The 15,130-nt window shown below is 61.9% G+C and carries 10 protein-coding genes; 7 read left to right on the top strand and 3 right to left on the bottom strand.

The window, feature by feature from the left end:
* The first annotated feature begins 2 nt into the window (after window positions 1–2).
* The 3 genes from AWB69_RS20300 (at window position 3) to AWB69_RS20290 (ending at window position 4,176) form a co-directional block, all read left to right on the top strand.
* The gene (locus AWB69_RS20300; RefSeq protein WP_062087998.1) at window positions 3–473 is read left to right on the top strand and encodes a hypothetical protein; all 471 of its coding nucleotides are present in this window, start codon (window positions 3–5) and stop codon (window positions 471–473) included.
* Between the two features lie 179 nt (window positions 474–652).
* The gene (locus AWB69_RS20295) at window positions 653–3,040 is read left to right on the top strand and encodes a phosphoketolase family protein (protein WP_062087997.1); all 2,388 of its coding nucleotides are present in this window, start codon (window positions 653–655) and stop codon (window positions 3,038–3,040) included.
* A 5-nt stretch (window positions 3,041–3,045) separates the two neighbouring features.
* Entirely contained in the window at window positions 3,046–4,176 is a 1,131-nt protein-coding gene (locus AWB69_RS20290; protein WP_062087996.1) for an acetate/propionate family kinase, read from the top strand.
* A gap of 61 nt (window positions 4,177–4,237) precedes the next feature.
* On the opposite strand, the gene AWB69_RS20285 is transcribed toward AWB69_RS20290, so the two are convergent.
* A complete protein-coding gene (locus tag AWB69_RS20285; protein WP_062087994.1) occupies window positions 4,238–8,401 on the bottom strand; it encodes a CheR family methyltransferase in 4,164 nt (1,387 codons plus the stop codon).
* Between the two features lie 754 nt (window positions 8,402–9,155).
* Between AWB69_RS20285 and AWB69_RS20280 the strand changes: the two genes are divergently transcribed.
* Entirely contained in the window at window positions 9,156–9,770 is a 615-nt protein-coding gene (locus AWB69_RS20280; RefSeq protein ID WP_197500284.1) for a recombinase family protein, read from the top strand.
* A gap of 274 nt (window positions 9,771–10,044) precedes the next feature.
* A complete protein-coding gene (locus AWB69_RS20275; RefSeq protein ID WP_062087990.1) occupies window positions 10,045–10,767 on the top strand; it encodes a 2OG-Fe(II) oxygenase in 723 nt (240 codons plus the stop codon).
* Between the two features lie 31 nt (window positions 10,768–10,798).
* Here the strand turns inward: AWB69_RS20275 and ribA are convergent, their stop codons facing one another.
* Window positions 10,799–11,449 (bottom strand): GTP cyclohydrolase II, encoded by a 651-nt coding sequence (gene ribA, locus AWB69_RS20270; RefSeq protein ID WP_062087988.1) that lies wholly within the window; start codon window positions 11,447–11,449, stop codon window positions 10,799–10,801.
* 374 nt (window positions 11,450–11,823) lie between these two features.
* On the opposite strand from ribA, the gene AWB69_RS20265 reads away from it, so the two are divergent.
* A complete protein-coding gene (locus tag AWB69_RS20265; RefSeq protein WP_062087986.1) occupies window positions 11,824–13,470 on the top strand; it encodes an ABC transporter substrate-binding protein in 1,647 nt (548 codons plus the stop codon).
* A gap of 84 nt (window positions 13,471–13,554) precedes the next feature.
* Here AWB69_RS20265 and AWB69_RS20260 read toward each other — a convergent pair whose 3' ends face one another.
* The gene (locus AWB69_RS20260) at window positions 13,555–14,250 is read right to left on the bottom strand and encodes an NADPH-dependent F420 reductase (protein ID WP_062087984.1); all 696 of its coding nucleotides are present in this window, start codon (window positions 14,248–14,250) and stop codon (window positions 13,555–13,557) included.
* 267 nt (window positions 14,251–14,517) lie between these two features.
* On the opposite strand from AWB69_RS20260, the gene ahpC reads away from it, so the two are divergent.
* Window positions 14,518–15,081: an alkyl hydroperoxide reductase subunit C gene (ahpC, locus tag AWB69_RS20255; RefSeq protein WP_062087982.1), complete on the top strand. Its 564-nt coding sequence runs from the start codon at window positions 14,518–14,520 to the stop codon at window positions 15,079–15,081.
* Window positions 15,082–15,130 lie beyond the last annotated feature (49 nt).

Here is a 15,130-nt window from a genome sequence, read left to right as displayed (position 1 = left end):
CGATGGCGAAACGTGCCACCCCTGCAAACGGATTGTTCGCGGCCGCCGAAGCTACACTGATCGGTCTCTACGACAGCGGCGTGCTTTCGCCAGCAGTGCTACAACGCGTCATAGCCGGTTTTGCCAACAGCGCAATCGACTGGAACACCCCGCCCCGGCTTCGTACTGTCGACAATAAATCACTGCACGAGGTGGTCGCCATGACCATGATGCCGGGACGAACCTTACGCAACGCATCGAAGGAATTTTTCGCGGTGACCGGTCATATTGGTGGTGTCGGTGCTGCAGAGCACGACGAACCCGAGGAGCCTGACGACCCGCCCGAAGATGAAGCCGGCAGCGATCTGATCAACCAGCTGTCCGGCGGCCGTAGGGGCAAACGAGCCGTTAAAACCGCGCGCAAGACAGCGCCGCCCGCGGGCTTCAACCCGCTCGTGCATGCAACATCCCCGCGCAAAAACCGCCGGTCATAGCAGTGCCATTGATCCATGTCATGGTTGTGACTGACCGTGATCCCGCCGCACGCGGCACAATACACTACGCCCCAGCGCCTGAATGCCTTAGCGATAGTGACCCGCGAAAGTGACCCGCGAAAGTGACCCGCCGAATCGAGTGACACCGCCTTCCAACCACCGGATACAACGGACACGATATGGACACACAGGCAACTTCCCGCTCCCTCCCCCTTTCCCCCGACGAATTACGCAAGATCGACGCCTACTGGCGCGCCTGCAATTATCTGTCGGTAGGCATGATCTATTTACGCGCCAACCCGCTGCTGCGCGAACCGCTCAAGGCGGAACACATCAAGCAGCGCCTGCTCGGACATTGGGGTTCGGACCCCGGTCAGTCGTTCACCTGGGTGCACCTGAACCGCCTGATCATGAGGGACGACCTCAACGTCATGTATGTCTCCGGGCCGGGACATGGTGCCCCCGCAACCTTGTCGAACTCTTACCTCGAAGGGTATTACTCCGAGGTCTATCCGGATCGCAGCGCCGACGAAACCGGCATGCTGCGCCTGTTCCGTTCGTTCTCATCGCCAGGGGGCATTGGTTCGCATTGCACCCCTGAAACGCCGGGGTCCATCCACGAAGGCGGCGAGTTGGGCTACAGCCTCTCGCACGGATTCGGCGCGGCATTCGATAACCCCGACCTGATCGTGGCAGTGGTAGTAGGCGACGGCGAAGCCGAGACCGGCCCGCTCGCCACCTCGTGGCATTCGAACAAGTTCCTGAACCCGGTGGTGGACGGCGCAGTGCTGCCCATCCTGCACTTGAACGGCTACAAGATCGCGAACCCGACTATCCTCGCGCGCATTCCGCAAGAAGAACTTGAAGCGCTGATGACCGGTTACGGATACAAGCCGCACTTCGTGTCGGGCCACGATCCCGCCGTCATGCATCAACTGATGGCCGAGACGCTGGAGACCTGCATCGGCGAGATTCACGCGATCCAGGCTCATGCGCGTTCGACGGGTGACACCACGCGTCCGCGCTGGCCGATGATCGTCCTGCGTTCACCGAAAGGCTGGACCGGTCCGAAGGAAGTCGACGGTCACAAGGTCGAGGATTTCTGGCGCGCGCACCAGGTGCCGGTACTCGATCCGGTGACCAGCGCGAAGAGCCTGAAGATCGTGGAAGCGTGGATGCGCAGCTACAAACCCGAAGAGCTCTTCGACGAGAACGGCACGCTGATCGAGGAACTTCGTGCGATTGCGCCGAAGGGCGAGCGCCGCATCAGCGCCAATCCGCACGCGAACGGCGGCCGGCTGCGGCGCTCGCTGGACCTGCCCGACATCCGCGAGTACGCGTTCGACGTCAAGGATCCCGCCGGCACGTATCAGTCGCCCACCGCGGTGCTCGCCATCTGGCTGCGCGACGTCATCACGCGCAACATGAGCACCTTCAAGCTGTTCGGTCCCGATGAAACCGCCAGCAACAAACTCGATGGCGTATATGAAGCGTCGGGCAAACGCTGGATCGCGGAGATCAAGCCCGAAGACAGCGACGGCGGCGCGTTATCGCCTGAAGGCCGTGTGATGGAAATGCTCAGCGAGCACACGCTGGAAGGCTGGTTTGAAGGTTACGTGCTCACGGGCCGGCACGGCCTGCTCGCGACCTATGAAGCCTTCGTGCATGTGATCGATTCCATGTTCAACCAGCATGCCAAGTGGCTGGAAAAGGCGAAGAAAGAACTCGACTGGCGCGCGCCGGTGCCGTCGGTGAACCTGTTGATCACGTCGCTGGTATGGCGTCAGGATCACAATGGTTTCACCCACCAGGACCCGGGTTTCCTCGACGTCGTGACGAACAAGAGCCCCGAAGTCGTGCGCATCTACCTGCCGCCCGACGCGAACTGCCTGCTGAGCGTGATGGATCATTGCCTGCGTTCGCGCGACTACGTCAACGTGATTGTCGCGGACAAGCAGCCGCACTTGCAGTACCTCGACATGGACGCGGCGCTCGCGCATTGCACCAAGGGCATCGGCATCTGGGACTGGGCGTCGACGGACCAGAACAGCGAACCGGACGTGGTGATGGCCTGTGCCGGCGACATCGCGACCATGGAGTCCCTCGCCGCCGTCGAGATACTGAAGGAACGTTTCCCGGACCTGAAGATCCGCTTCGTCAACGTGGTGGACCTGTTCCGGCTGATGCCCGACACCGACCATCCGCACGGTTTGTCCGGTCGCGATTTCGATTCCCTGTTCTCGCGCGAGAAGCCGGTCATCTTCAACTTCCACTCGTATCCGTCGCTCGTGCACAAGCTCACGTATAACCGCACGAACCACGAGAACATGCACGTGCATGGTTATCGCGAGCGCGGCAACATCAATACGCCGTTCGAGCTCGCCATCATCAACCAGGTCGACCGCTATTCACTGTGTATCGATGTAATCGATCGTGTGCCGCAGCTTCGCGATACCGGCGCTCATACGAAGAACTGGCTCAAGGACCAGATCAACGAGAGCATTGCTCACGCCCACGCGGAAGGCATTGACCGCGATGAAATCCGTAACTGGGTTTGGAAAGGCTGAAGACCATGACCCTGGGTATCCTGGTGCTCAACAGCGGTTCGTCGTCGCTTAAATTTGGCGTGTATCTGCCAGGCAAAACCCCAGGCACACCGCCGTACAGCGGCGACGAAACGCCGTGGCTGACCGGCAGCGCGAAGGGCATTGGCCGCGAGGACGGCTCGCTGACCATGCGTTCGTCGGATGGTGCGATCGATGTCACGCAAAACCACGTGATGGAGTCGCAGCACGACGCGTTGCAGCGCGTGGCCGACGCGCTGCACGAGCATCTGGACCAGCCGCTGGCCGCGGTGGGGCATCGGGTGGTGCATGGCGGTCCCCATCTGACCGACCATGCGCTGATCACGCCCGAGGTGAAACAGACCTTGCGCGATGCGGTGCAATTCGCGCCCTTGCATCTGCCGCAAGCGCTGGAGCTGCTGGATCTGGCACAGCAGATATTCCATGACGTGCCGCATTACGCCTGCCTCGACACCGCGTTCCACCGGACCATGCCCGCGCGTGCCACGCATCTCGCGCTGCCGAAACACTACTCTGACGAAGGGGTGGTCCGATACGGCTTCCACGGCCTGTCGTACGAGTCGATCGTCTCTTCGCTCGGCAATGACCTTCCGGCACGCCTTGTGGTCGCGCATCTCGGCAGCGGTGCAAGCCTGTGCGCGATTCGCGATGGCCACTCGATCGATACAAGCATGGGTCTCACGCCGACCGGCGGCATTCCCATGGCGACACGCACGGGTGACCTGGACCCCGGTGTGCTGGTCTATCTGATGCGCACCGGCTCACTCAACGCCGACGCACTCGAACACCTGATCAATCACGAAAGCGGCCTGAAGGGCATTTCCGGTTCCAACGACGACATGCAAGCGCTTCTGCAACGCAACGACGCGGACGCGGAACTTGCCATCGATATCTTCTGTACTTCTGTACGCAAGACCATCGGCGCGTATGCCGCGTTGATGGGCGGTCTCGACCGGGTGGTGTTCACCGGCGGGATTGGCGAGCACGCTGCGAGCGTGCGTGAACGCATTTGCGATGGGCTCGAATTTCTCGATGTCCAGTTCGACGTGATCGAGACGCAGGAAGAGCGGCAGATTGCACGTCATTGCCGCACGTTGCTGGGTCGGGCAACGGGCTGAAAGCGGCGCGTCAAAGTACGCCGCTTCAAGCCGGCAGCCATCACCCATTAACCATCACCGGTCAGCCATGTCCATGCGTGCCGCCATGCGCGCCGCGCCAGAAGAACACCTGCTCGGCGGCGGCAATCAGCGCGTCAAGGGAAACCGGCTTGGTCAGCGTCAGGTCGAAGCCGGACGCGCGTGCACGCTGGTCGTCGGTGCCCACGGTATAGCCTGTCAATGCAATGGCGGGCAGCTGCGCCAACCGCGGATTCGCCCGCACCTGGCGCATGAGTTCGTAGCCGTCCATGCCGGGCATGCTGATGTCGCAGACCAGCAGGTCCACGTGGTTGCGCTCGAGCAGCACGAGTGCATCCTCGCCGTCGCGCGCGGTAGCGACCAGCGCGCCTTCGAGTTGCAGCAAAGCCGCGAATGCGCCGGCGGTTTCAGAGTCGTCGTCGACCACCAGCAAACGTACGCCCGCCAGCGATCCGCTGCGCTCTTCCGGCGCATGCTCCCCTGTGAGACGGCCGTCGACCAGCGGCAGCCAGACGCTCATGCGCGTGCCGCGGCCCACTCCGTCCGAATGGGCGAGCACGCTGCCCGCATGCATCTCCACGAGTTGCTTGACGAGCGCGAGGCCAATGCCCATGCCGCCGCCAGTCTTGCGGCGGGCTTCGCTTCCCTGGGAGAACATCTCGAAGATATGCGGCAACAGCGACGCTTCGATCCCCAACCCGGTATCGGTGACATCGATGCGCACCTCGTCTTCCTCGCAAGTAAGGCGAACGGAAACCGAGCCGCCGCGCGGCGTAAACTTCAGCGCGTTGCTCAGCAGGTTCCAGATGATCTGGTCGAAGCGTACGGGGTCCACCTTGGTCCACACCGGTTCGTCCAGACCTTCGAACGACAGCTCAATGCCCCTTGATGCCGCGTCCGCCTCGATTGCATCGGCGATGGTCCGAAGCATGGCCGCGATGTCGCCCATCGCCAGATTCAGCGCCAGTTTGCCGGTGCGCACGCGCGACAGGTCCAGCAGGTCGTCAATGATCTTCGCCTGGCCGAGCACGGCCCGCTGGATCGCGTCCGCCGCGAGCTGGATCGCCGGTACGCCGCGCGCCTCGGGGATGCGCGGCAACATCTCCGCCTTCACGTGAATCAGGTTGAGCGGGTGCTTCAATTCATGCGACAGCACGGCCAGGAAATCATCCTTGAGCCGGTTTGCCGCCTCCGCTTGTGCCCTCACCGCACGTTCCTCCGCGAGTTGCGACTGACGCGCGTCTTCTTGTGTCTTGCGGTCCGTGAGGTCCCTCACGATCTTCGCGTAGCCAGTGAATCTCGGATCCGACAACGGCGTCACCACGCCGCTGCAATACACCTTGCGGCCGCCCTTTGCGACATGCCAGCGATCGTCGTCGGCACGGCCTTCGCGTTGCGCGGCCTCGCGTTCGTGCGCCGCCGTGCGCGCGTCCTGATCCTCCGTTGAAAAGATCACGTCGATGTTCTGCCCGATCGCTTCCTCCGCCGTATAACCGAAGACGCGCTCGGCGCCGGCATTCCAGCTGACGATGCGGCCCTCGGAGTCCTGCACGATGATCGCGAAGTCGTTCGTTGTCTGCGCCGCGAGTCTCAGGCGCTCCTCGCTCGCCCGCACGTTCGCCTCCGCGCGGCGGCGCGCCGTGGTTTCAACCAGGCTGAGCACCGCGCCGTCAATGCGGTCGTCCGCCGTCCGGTAAGGCAGCACGCGCGCGAGGAACCAGCGGCCGTCCGAGGTTGCGACCTCGCGCTCGGTCAGGCGCAACGACTGGAACGTCGCGCTCACGTCGTCCGCCAGTTCGGGATAGGCCAGCCGGTGCGTGATGTCGAACAGCGAGCGCCCGACATCCGCGCCGATCAGGTTGAACACCGTGGCCGCATTCGGCGTATAGCGTTTGATGCACATCGCGCGATCGACGAAGATAGTGGCAATGTCCGTAGAAGTGATCAGGTTCTGCAGGTCATCATTGGCCTTGCCGGTTTCCTCGATCTTCGCCTGCAGTTCCGCGTTGACGGTGATGAGTTCCTCGTTCACCGACTGCAACTCTTCCTTGCTGGTTTCGAGCTCCTCCGTCGCCGATCTCAACTCCTCGTTGATCGCCTGCAGTTCTTCATTCGACGCCTTCAGCTCTTCCGTCGACGTCTCGTACTGCTCGATCGTGGTCTGCAGTTGCTCCTTGCTCGAATGCAGCTCTTGTTCAAGCTGCTGCATCACGGTGTCACTACCCGTCTGATGCTCCACGGTGGGCCTGCTCTCCGTCATCGCTTCCTGGACCTCGTCGAACAGGACAAGGAGGAAGTCGGCGTCGGCGGCGGCGTCATGGAACGGGCGCACGGTCATGTTGACATATGACGGGCGGCCGTCGCGCTGCAACTTGACGCGCCGGGCCTCCACGCTATTGCCCGTCTGCGCGGCCTGGAATAGCGCGGTACGCAGGTCGAGCCGCAACTCGGGCAGCACGACGGCAATCATGTTGCTCGAAGGTTCGCCGCCGACATACCGCAGGAAACGTCCCGCGTTGTCCGACATATGCACGATCTTCGAATCGCGGTTCACGATCACGCTGGGCGGCGCATATTGCTCGAGCACGCGCTGGTGCAACGCACTGAACGAAAAATTGCGGCGCCCCGGGAGCAACGCGGACCCCACCTCTTCGTCGTGCGTATAACGTCCTTGCATCAGCAGCGATGGGGACGCCAACGCCGGGCGGTTGGGCAGCTTCGCCGCTTTCGCCCGGTAGATCCGGTTCTTCTTGTCGACCACGGAAAACAGTTCTTCCACAGAGTCCGCCGACTCGGAGCTGCCGAGGAACAGGTACCCGTTGGGGTATAGCGCGTAGTGGAACATCTCGAGCACCTGGTTTTGCACGCCGCGATCGAGATAGATCAGGAGATTGCGGCAGGAAACCAGGTCGAGCCGCGAGAACGGAGGGTCACGCAGCACGTTATGCATGGCGAACAAAATCTTCTCGCGCACGCTTTTCACAACCTCGTAGCGTGAGTCGGTCTTGACAAAAAATTGCCGCAGCGTAGAGGGGCGAACATCGGTCATGATCGACTCGGGGTACAGTCCGGCCCGCGCGCGCGCGACGGCGCTTTCGTCGATATCGGTCGCGAACACCTGGATATTGGCCGAGGAATGCAACGCATCGCGCTGCTCGCACAGGAGCATGGCAAGCGAATAGGCTTCCTCGCCCGACGAGCATCCCGCGACCCACGCGCGAACCTGGTCGCCGTCGGCCCTGTTGTGGAACAAGGTCGGCAGCACACCGCGTTCGAGCGACTCGAACGCTTCCCGGTCGCGGAAAAAGCTGGTCACGCCAATCAGCATGTCCTTGAGCAAGGCGGAGGTTTCGCGCGGGTTATCCCGCAGCAGGTCGCGGTAGGCAATGAGGTCCGGTACGCCGTTGACCTGCAGGCGCCGTTCGATCCGGCGCAACATGGTCGCCCGCTTGTAGAAACGGAAGTCGTGGCCGGTGCGGGCGCGCAACGTCGACAAAATGGACTGCAACGCAAGTTCGGCTTCACTCCGGCGGTCGGCCCGGTCGTTCGGACCCAGCGTCGCCGCGTCCAGTTCGGGCAAGGCGATACGCTTGGCGTTGTTCCATATGTCCAGCAGCCGTTGCGGCATTTCCACCACGGGCAGCACCAGGTCAACCTGGTCCGTCAGGATCGCGTTCTGCGGCATCTCCGCGTATTCGGCGTCATTCGGTTCCTGCGCGAGCGTCACGCCGCCCTTCTCCTTCACGCTGGCAATGCCGACCGCGCCGTCGCTGCCCGTGCCCGACATCACGATGCACATCGCGCGCTGGCCATGCGCGTCGGCCAGGCTCCGGAAAAACCGGTCGATAGTGACCGGCCGGCCCACCGTGGGCTCCGCGTTGCGCGCGTTCAGGTAACCATCCGCCATCGTCAGGCTCTTGCCCGGCGCGATGACGTAGACGTGGTTCGCTTCTATCTGTGTGGGCCCGCTGACTTGCGACACGCGCATGCGGGTCACGTTCTGCAGCACCTTGTCCGCACTGCTGACATGCTTCGCCGACAAGTGCAGGACCACGACAAACGCCATGCCCATGTCGGACGGCGCGTTCTCGAAGAAGCGCAGCAGCGCCTGGACGCCTCCTGCGGACGCGCCAATCCCAACAACAGGGAAATCCAGCGAACTCGAGCGATGAACCACGCCCGGCGCGTCTTCTCCTGTCGGCGGCACCGTTGATGTTGTAGTTTCGCTCACTCCAGGGCCCTCGGTTCGGGGTGCTTCGATGGATTAAAGATACCACTACGCGTTCGAACAAACGCTCTTAACAGCGGCCGGGCGAAGTGGCGTGCAGCCCACTCATCCGCGTGCTGCGCGGGGGTATCGGATCACCCGGTTTCTATCTGCGGGGCTCAGGCGGCGCTCATTATATTCACGTGACATTTCTTGCGGACGTGCAGCCACTTTTTTAGTGTGTCTCGTACGTGTGCACGCTCCATATTCGACGGCCCGGGTCGTCGGGCGCTCCGGCAAACGGCCGCACTGCGCGGGCTTTGCCTGCGCTTTTTGCGCGTCCTCGCCCGGTTCTTTGGAATTCAGGCTTGAGGTAGGAGCACCGGCAGATTGGCTTCAGGCGATTTCCTGGCATCGACCGGTCATTCCTGCTCCGCCGTGTTTCGCTGATGCATTCGTAATATAGCTGAGCAAACAGGATGCCTCCTCATAAACTCGTTTATATGCGTTCGGGCATACACCGGATCCTCTTTCGTCAATCGCCTCGTTCGCCGGTCGGGCCCGACCGGTTCCTTGGGCTTTCCTTTCTCCATGCAAAAACCACAAGGCCGGTCCACTCAAGCGGCCGCGCGGATGCGCTCCGCGTGACGCGCATCGCCCGCCAGTTTGCTAACATGGATCAAGCCGCAGCCGTTGGCCGGCGCCGCCGCGGCGCTGCCGGCGGGCCATGCAAGGCATTATCGGAGCACGCCTCGTGACCCTTATCGTGTACATCAATACTGCAGGCAATCAGGACAGCCGCGACAACGACCTGTTCCAGATCGACGCGGCCGGTTTCCTGGTCGACATGGGTTGCGTGCTGGTCGATCATTGCAGTCATGCGGTGAACGCCGCGTCCCGGATCGCGCTGCAGCGGGCCATCCGCCGCATCAAGCCTCGCGACACACTGGTAGTCGCGCGCCTTGGTTACCTGGGAAGCAGCATCAGCGACGCCGTGTCGACGCTCACCGCGCTGGCGGCCAAAGGGGCGCACGTCATCTGCCTCGACGCGGGCAAGGGCGATCTTTGCGCAAGCGGCACAGGCTCGCCGATCCGCATGCTCCAGCTTGCCGCAGGACTGGAGCACGACGCCAAACGCGCCCGCGCACTCGACGCGGCCGCCATTGCCAAGAAGGACGGCACGCATCAGGGACGTCCCGCCTCGTTGTCCGACTCACAGCGGCAGCAAGCGCTGAAGGCGCTGGCCGCAGGCAGCACCGTGACAGCAATCGCACGGGCACTCAGCACATCGCGCCAGACGATCATCCGCCTGCGCGACGCGGCATCGCGTGAGACCGCCGCCGTGCAGTCACCGCCGGTGCAGCATTAAGCCGCGAACGGGCAGGCCTGAAGAAGGCGTCTATCGCTTGTGCGTCGTCTTCCGCCAGCACAACCTGCTCGGCGTTGCTGCGTTTCAGTGCGCAGGCGTATCGCCCGAAAATCGATGCCAAAGGAACCTGCACAGGCCGTTATTACGCTTAGCTTTCGATGTAGTGATCAAATGATTTCAGGTCGCCAATATGACCGCAACATCCGGAGTGTTTTAAAACACGGGGCGGCGGACACTGACCGGGATCATTGAACCTGGATTGGAGAAGCGGCTAATGGATGCCCTGGCGACAAATATTGAAGCGCGCGTGAACGCCATCGACTGGCATGCGGTGGAAGAAGAACTGGATGGATTCGGCTGCGCGACGGTCGAACATCTGCTCACGCCCGCGGAATGTGACGCGTTGAGAGCGCTTTATGCGCGCGACGCGTTGTACCGGAGCCGCGTGGTCATGGCGCGCCACGGCTTCGGGCGCGGCGAGTACAAGTACTACGCTTATCCGCTGCCTGAGGTGATCGGCGCCTTGCGGGAGAGTGTTTATCCGCATCTCGTGGGAATCGCGAACCGGTGGAACGAGATCATGCGTATTGACACGCGTTATCCGCCGGACCATGCCGATTTTATCGATCGATGCCATGCGGCCGGACAGCTTCGGCCCACACCGCTGATCCTCCAATACGCGCAAGGCGACTACAACTGCCTGCATCAGGACCTGTACGGCGAGCAGGTGTTTCCGCTTCAGCTTGCCATCTTGCTGTCCGCGCCGGGACGCGACTTTACAGGCGGAGAGTTCGTGATGACCGAGCAGCGGCCGCGCATGCAGTCGCGGGCCGAAGTCGTGCCGCTGGCACAAGGGGACGCCGTGATTTTTGCCGTGCATAACCGGCCGGTGAACGGAACGCGCGGGGCTTATCGCGTGAATCTCAGGCATGGCGTAAGCCGGCTGAGATCGGGGCACAGGCATACGGTCGGCATCATTTTCCACGACGCAACCTGAGACCGGATATCCGATACGCTCCCACAGTCAGCTACTCGTTTTCATCAAAGTAGTGGCCGAAGCGGACCTGCTTCGTCTTGATGTAGCGCTCGTTTTCCTCACGCACGGGAATGGCCAGCGCCACCCGTTCGCAGACCGGGATATCGTGCTTGAGCAAGGTGTCGAACTTCGACGGATTGTTGCTCATCAAACGCACCGACCGCACGTCGAGCGCGCGCAGGATAGCCGCGGCCGAGTCGTATTCTCGCGCGTCGTCGGGCAAGCCCAGATGCAGGTTGGCGTCGACCGTGTCGTAACCCTGCTCTTGCAGCGCATACGCGCGGATCTTGTTCGCCAGCCCGATGCCGCGCCCTTCATGGCCACGCAGATACAGCAGGATGCCGCGGTTTTCAGCCGCTATATAACGCATCGCGAGATCGAGTTGCTCACCGCAATCACAGCGATACGAGCCGAATACATCGCCCGTGACACATTCGGAATGCAGCCGGCACAGCACGGATTCGCCGTGGCTGACATCGCCCATGACAAGCGTCAAATGCTCGGCGCCCGTGCTTTTCACCCGATACACATGCGACTCAAATACGCCGTAACGCGTGGGAATCGTGGCCTTCGCCACGAGTTCGACACATTCTTCGTGGGCTGCTACGGCAGTGGCTGCCGGTGAATCAGAAACGTTTTTCATGTTCTCTTCTACTGCATAGGAGGGCGTGGGCCGCATGCCGGTATTTCGGCAACTTTAGCAAGAAGCCGGAAAGAAGCCGGCAAGAAGCCGGAAAGAAGCCGGAAAGAAGCAGGCAAGAAGCGGGAGCGCCCGGTCCGACATGTTAAAACGCCCGGGAAATATTTGCAGCCCACAGGCCGGAAGCCCCTATCGCCCCCTGACGAGCTGCATGAATGCTCCACGTCCCGACAACTGATTTCGGCATATCAAAAGAAGAACGTATCGCTTCGTCAAAAATTCCGTGGTTGGTAAAGTATGCGGCTACTTAGGCACGCACGCCCGCTCGCTCCCGGGCTCCGTCCGTCAACCCGCCTTTCACTCTTTACCGACCTTACATGCCCCATCAAAGCCTGACACCCGGTTCGTTCTTCGCTCCAGCCCGCGCGCTGGTCCGCACTGCGGTTTGCACGCTTGCCGCCTTTGGCGCGCTCGCCGGCACTGCCCACGCGGCGGGCAAAACCCTGGTGTTCTGTTCGGAGGGCAGTCCGGCAGGCTTCGATTCCGCGCAATACACCACCAGTACGGACTTCGATGCCGGCGCGCACGCAGTCTACGACACCCTCGTCGAATTCCAGCGCGGTTCGCTCGACTTGGTGCCGGGCCTGGCCACATCATGGGACGAGTCGATCGACGCGAAGACCTTCACGTTTCATCTCCGTCACGGTGTCAAATTCCAGACTACGCCCTGGTTCAAACCCACGCGCGACTTCAACGCCGACGACGTCGTCTTCACGTTCAAACGCATGATCGACCCGGACAATGCGTTCCAGAAAGCGCATCCGGTGAGCTTCCCGTATCTCAGCGACCTCGGTTACGACAAGAACATTGCATCGGTTGAAAAACTCGACGACTACACGGTGCGCTTCACGCTGCACACCTCCGACGTGGTGTTCGTGCGCAACATAGCGATGGAGTTCGCCTCCATTGTGTCGGCGCAATACGCCGACCAGCTGCTGAAGGCCGGCAAGACGGAAGACCTGAACCAGAAGCCCGTGGGCACGGGGCCGTTCGTGTTCCGCGACTACCAGAAAGACGCAACCATCCGCTACGACGCGAACCCCGACTTCTGGAACAGGAAGGACGTGCATATCGCGAAACTGGTGTTCGCCATCACGCCGGACGCCGCCGTGCGCATGCAGAAACTCGCCAGCGGCGAATGCCAGATGACGGCCTTCCCGCGCCCCGCCGACATCCAGACCGCACGCAGCAATCCGAACCTGGCGGTGCTGTCGGGCGTAGGTTTCAACGTGGCTTATGTCGGCTACAACACCACTCACAAGCCGCTCGATAACGTGCTGGTGCGCCGTGCGCTGGACATGGCCGTGGACAAACCGGCCATCCTGAAGAGCGTCTACGAAGGGGCGGCGACCGTGGCGTCGAATCCGATGCCGCCGTCGCAATGGTCGTATGACAAAGCGTTGAAAGATGCGCCCTATGATCCCGCGAAGGCCCGCAACCTGCTGAAGCAAGCCGGTTTTCGGAACGGCTTTTCGATCACGCTGTGGGCCATGCCCGTGCAGCGCGGCTATAACCCGAACGCTCGCCTGATGGCGCAATTGATTCAATCGGACTGGGCGAAGATTGGCGTGAAAGCGAATATCGTGACCTACGAATGGGCCGAATATAACAAGCGCGCGAAGGAAGGCGGCGAGCACGACGCGATCCTCTACGGCTGGATGGGCGACAACGGCGACCCGGACAACTGGCTCGGCACGACCCTCGGCTGCGACGCGGTGCATGGCAGCAACGTGGCGAAGTGGTGCGACAAGCAATTCGACGATCTGATCGGGAAAGCGCGGCTGATCACCGACCAGCCGACCCGCACCAAGCTGTATGAGCAGGCGCAGCTTGTGTTCAAGGACCAGGTTCCGTACACGCCGATCGCTCACGCCAACGCGTTCCAGTTGATGACGAAGAACGTCAAGGGCTACGAGATCAGCCCGCTGGGCGGACACCGGTTCGACGGCATCTCGCTCGACTGAACACGCCGGCTGCAGCTACGCGGCATCAACAATCGGCTTCAACCGCGCGGCGACGGGCTTTGAAAGGCCCGTCGCCGCGCGGCTTCATGCCGGGTGATCGAAACTGCCGGGGCTCTTGTCGGTTCCGCTCCATTGGGGCTTGCGAGCCCGCTCCGCCTTCTGTAGAGCGGCCTTCAGTGCTTCCCTGTCGAAATCCTTCGTGTAGACCGGCGTGCCCGGCTGCTGGCGCCAGGAGTCGCCAATCGTGCCGTTATCCACCGGATCGAAGCCCATCTCGTTGACGAGTTGCATCACAACGGCCTTGGCGTCGGCGTTGTCGCCCGAGACCGGCAGCGCCACGCGTCCCGGCGTGCCTTCAGGCTTGCCGAGATCGCGCAAATGGGCCGCGTAGATGTTGTTGAAAGCCTTGATGACCGGACGCCCGATCTGCTGCGCCACCCACGCGCTTTCCATCATGCCGGACTCGATCCCCTCGATACGGCCATCACGCTCGCGCGGATAATAATTGCCCGTATCGATCACGACAGTGGTTTCCGGTACGTCGCTGAACAGGCCCGCGGGCAGGTTCAGCACTTTCTTTTCGGGGATCGTGACCACGATCACGGCCGCGCCGCGTACCACGTCGGCGAGTTCGGCCGGCTTCGCGCCGGTTTCGCCGGCGACTTCGGCCAGGGTATCCGGCCCCCGCGAGTTGCCGATCAGGACCTCATGCCCACGCTCGACCCAGCGCAACGCCAGCACGCGGCCAATATTGCCCGCGCCAATGATGCCGATTTTCATACACCCTCCGGTTGATTCAGTTAGCCAAAGCGGGATAGGCGCAACACCCATGCCCGTGTTTGTTGACCTTCCCCGCGCTCCCGATACTGGCAGCAGGTGCCAGGTAACGATAAAATGCGGCCCGTCAATGCGGCGGCCTGCCGCGTTAACCCTGATAGCCTCACCACATCGACCCCATTAAATCATTCGATTTTCCCTCTTGGGTGTCTCCCTTCATACTTCGTTCACTTCCTGACCACTTAACCACTTAACACAAGGACACACGTAATGCCGATCATCAACAGCCAGGTCAAACCGTTCAAAGCCAACGCTTACCACAACGGCGACTTCACCACCGTGACCGACGAAACCCTGAAGGGCAAATGGTCCGTCCTGGTGTTCTACCCGGCTGACTTCACGTTTGTCTGCCCGACGGAACTCGGCGATCTGGCCGACCGTTACGCGGAATTCAAGAAGCTGGGCGTGGAAATCTATAGCGTGTCGACCGACACCCACTTCACGCACAAGGCATGGCACGACACGTCGGATACGATCGGCAAGATCAAGTATCCGATGATTGCCGATCCGACGCTGGTCATCTCGCGCGCGTTCGACGTGCTAATCGAAGAAGAAGGTCTGGCGCTGCGTGGCACGTTCGTGATCAACCCGGAAGGCGAGATCAAGCTGTGCGAAATCCATGACAACGGCATTGGCCGTGACGCAGGCGAACTGCTGCGCAAGGTTCAGGCAGCGCAATACGTTGCAGCACACCCGGGCGAAGTGTGCCCCGCCAAGTGGACGCCGGGCGCTGAAACGCTGACGCCGTCGCTTGACCTCATCGGCAAGATCTAAGCTTTAAATCCTCGTTGTAAAAGAGTGCAGTGTCCGGGCCGCTCGCGGC

Source organism: Caballeronia udeis (genome assembly GCF_001544555.2).
Classification (GTDB): Bacteria; Pseudomonadota; Gammaproteobacteria; order Burkholderiales; family Burkholderiaceae; genus Caballeronia; species Caballeronia udeis.
Note: the sequence above shows the minus strand (reverse complement) of the source record. Positions and strands in the feature narration are given on the sequence as shown.